A 2,955-nucleotide genomic window follows, 5' to 3' on the forward strand; every position below is an offset into this window, starting at 1 on the left:
CCCAACATCGGCTTTTTTACTCTCGCTATTTTATATCATGCTTTAGTAAGCACTTTATAAAACACGTTATAAACGTTTTTTATAACGATAACTCTTCTTTAGCGCGAGTTAAATTGTGCGATACCATTGTGCTGTTAGACAATTTTGATGCTTCGTATAAATCAGCAAGTGCAGCAGTATCGTTATGCGCTTTTAAACGTGCAACACCACGGTTGCTTAATGCGAATGACGTAAGTTGGCGTACTTTAAATTTAGGGCCATCTGCGTCTTTTAAAAGTGCGATTGCTTTAGTACAAATTTCTTCCGCTTGTGCATAATTTTTTGACTTAACATTCAGTGCGCAGCTATTAAATGATTGCTCAAGTGGCTGTGGCGCTGTTGCAGTTTCAATAACCATTAATTTGTAGTCACTTTGATCAGCCATTGCAGCAGCTGAACATGTTAATAGTGAGCTAAGAGCGATAGTTTTGATAAGTGTTTTCATGATTATATTCCTGATTAGTTAAGCCGTGCTTGTTGCCGACAACTGAACTTTAGTGAATTAACACAACCCCGACAAACGATTAAAACAAACCTAATAAGTGAGAAAAATTAACCTATAGACCTTAGTCTAATGCGTTTGAACTTTTTCTATATATTTAAATAACTTACGCACTATCTTACGTGCCTAAAATCGCTACTTTGCATTTCAAAATACATATAATTATTTATGCTTTTATTTAGTCGGTTTTATTTTAAGCACCTTGCTTTGGCATAGCTGAATAACAATCAAACAAATTTACACATTTAATTACATGCAATACTAAGTCATGTATTTATAATTACGGCTCTGGTAACTTTTCATCATTAATGGGTTCACTTTTTTGAAACACACACTCCCCCTTTTTGTTTTATTAAGCACGCTTTTAGCATTTAGCCAAAATGCTGATGCAAGGCTTTTACTTGGTAATAATACGCCTAACACCGGTATGTTTATAAAATCAGAATTTAATGGCGATAGCAGCATTACATCTGTTGGTGTCGAAATGATGGTCAAACAAAATAACAGTCACTTTGGTGTTATTTTTACAAGCGCAATTGGCGCGGCAGTAGTCGATAATAAACAAGGCGAGCAAGAAGAGTTTATTACCTGGGATAATGGAATGAAGCTTGGCTATTTTAATGACTTTTTTATATACGCCGAGTTTGGCTTAGATCTGTTCGAACTCGCCTTTAAAAACGATAGAGGCGATAACACCTACCAAATAGAAAAATCGAACAACGACATAGACGGTTACGCAGGTATAGGTGCGGGTTATCACTTTAAGCCATTTAAAATAGAAGTATTTACCCGAGCACGCCAAATAGATGGCGACTACTGGGAAGCACAAGAACATATTTACAGCGGTGTGCAGCTCAGCTTTACGTTTTAATTACCCTTTTTTATAAGAAAAATAAAAAGCGTGTGAAATACAGCTATTTCACACGCTTTATAATAAATTACATTTAACAGGTTTGATCTAACCGATTTATATTTAACGGATAGTTTTGGCTACTTTACCAATACTCAAACCCTGAATTAAAATAGAAAAAACCACAACCGCATAAGTGAGAGCCAACAAAATATCGCGCTCGTTCCCATCAGGTAGTTGCAATACCAGTGCAACCGAAATACCACCACGCAAGCCACCCCAGGTTAAAACTTTCCATGCGCCAGATGGCAACTCTAATTGCTTATTAAATGTAGTGGTTGTTATACCCACAACAATTAAACGTGCGAGTAACGCGATTAAAATTGTTAAGCCACCAGCAATAAACAAATTACTCGAAAATGCAATCATGACGACTTCAAGCCCTATGAGTACAAATAAAATGGCATTTAAAATTTCGTCAATCAGCTCCCAAAATAAATCAACGTAATGGCGTGTTTTGTCGCTCATAGCCATACTACGTCCATGATTGCCCACCATTAGCCCCATCATTACCATTGCAAGTGGGCCCGACAAATGCCAATGGCTAGCCAGTGCATAGCCACCAATAACGCCCGCTAAAGTAAGTAGTACTTCTTCTTGGTAACTATCAATACTTTTAAGTAAGTAATATAAAATACCACCTAATACCAAACCAAAAACAATACCGCCACCGGCTTCTACCGCCAGCGTGTGCGCTACATAATAGGTTGTAGGAATATCACCACTTGATAAAACACCCAATAAAAGCACAAAAATAACCACGCCTATACCATCGTTAAACAACGATTCACCCGCAATCACGGTTTCAATACTTTTAGGCGCACCCGCAGATTGTAAAATTCCCATTACCGCAATCGGATCGGTTGGCGAAATTAATGCGCCAAACAGTAAACACCAAATAAACGCTAAATCAAAACCGAGCAAAGGAAGCACTAAATAAAGCGCGCCTGCAATAATAACCGTTGATAGCAACGTACCAACACAGGCCAAAATACCGATTGGCAATTTATAGCGCCTTAAATCGCTAACATTTACATGTAGCGCCCCAGCAAAAAGCAGCATAGAGAGCATGCCATCAAGCAAAACTTCAGTAAAATCTAACTGATCGAGCAAGCTCACTTCGTAATCTATAAGATCATCAAACCCTAAAAAGCCCAAAAATATAGCGCCGATAGATAAAAGCATCGAAATAACCATAACGCCAATGGTTGTTGGCAAGCCAATAAAGCGATGGTTTACATAGGTGAGTAACGCGGTAATTGATAAAAATATCGCACTTATTTCAAGTACGCTTAGGCTGGTTCCTGGTGCCATGGTTTAAATCTCAATATTTATTTAATGATACCTTGCTCAAAACAAGCAAAGCAGAAGGGTTATTATTTTTTATTCGGTTATCTCGCATTATATTCGCGTAGCCTAAACAAGCATACCCAAAATATTAATTATAAATACACACCCTACTCTATTAAAGTATTAACTCACGCATTAAATAAAACAAAAAGCC

Annotated in this window: 3 protein-coding genes; 1 reads left to right on the top strand and 2 read right to left on the bottom strand. The window is 37.5% G+C overall.

The window, feature by feature from the left end:
* Positions 1-79 precede the first annotated feature (79 nt).
* On the bottom strand, positions 80-484 hold the full coding sequence (locus tag GQR46_RS18245; RefSeq protein ID WP_165741922.1) for a hypothetical protein: 405 nt from the start codon (positions 482-484) through the stop codon (positions 80-82).
* Positions 485-863: 379 nt separating this feature from the next.
* On the opposite strand from GQR46_RS18245, the gene GQR46_RS18250 reads away from it, so the two are divergent.
* Positions 864-1,412, top strand: coding sequence for a hypothetical protein (locus GQR46_RS18250; protein ID WP_165741925.1), 549 nt, complete (start codon positions 864-866; stop codon positions 1,410-1,412).
* A 102-nt stretch (positions 1,413-1,514) separates the two neighbouring features.
* Here the strand turns inward: GQR46_RS18250 and GQR46_RS18255 are convergent, their stop codons facing one another.
* Positions 1,515-2,765 (bottom strand): sodium:proton antiporter, encoded by a 1,251-nt coding sequence (locus GQR46_RS18255; protein WP_024590868.1) that lies wholly within the window; start codon positions 2,763-2,765, stop codon positions 1,515-1,517.
* Positions 2,766-2,955 lie beyond the last annotated feature (190 nt).

The sequence above is a fragment of the Pseudoalteromonas sp. Z1A6 genome (genome assembly GCF_011378745.1).
GTDB lineage: Bacteria > Pseudomonadota > Gammaproteobacteria > Enterobacterales > Alteromonadaceae > Pseudoalteromonas > Pseudoalteromonas arctica.